General features: G+C 52.2%; 1 protein-coding gene. It reads left to right on the top strand.

Annotated features, from left to right (window positions below; genetic code table 11):
* Position 1 precedes the first annotated feature (1 nt).
* Positions 2–255: bifunctional 3-hydroxydecanoyl-ACP dehydratase/trans-2-decenoyl-ACP isomerase (fabA, locus tag ACODJP_RS14280; RefSeq protein ID WP_422482634.1), on the top strand; the 254-nt coding region annotated here is incomplete at its 3' end.

The following is a 255-nucleotide window of genomic DNA, read 5'->3' as shown; positions in this document are numbered from 1 at the left end:
CATGGTAGATAAACGCGAATCCTATACAAAAGAAGATCTTCTTGCCTCTGGTCGTGGTGAACTGTTCGGCGCGAAAGGCCCGCAGTTACCGGCACCAAACATGCTGATGATGGACCGCGTCATCAAAATGACCGAAACCGGTGGTAACTACGATAAAGGTTATGTTGAGGCAGAACTCGACATCAATCCTGACCTGTGGTTCTTCGGTTGCCACTTTATCGGCGATCCGGTGATGCCGGGCTGCCTGGGCCTGGA

The sequence above is a fragment of the Pleomorphochaeta sp. DL1XJH-081 genome, from assembly GCF_049310885.1.
GTDB lineage: Bacteria > Spirochaetota > Spirochaetia > Sphaerochaetales > Sphaerochaetaceae > CAYZJV01.
The sequence above is the reverse complement of the archived record's forward strand: the minus strand, read 5'-3'. Positions and strand labels throughout refer to the sequence as shown.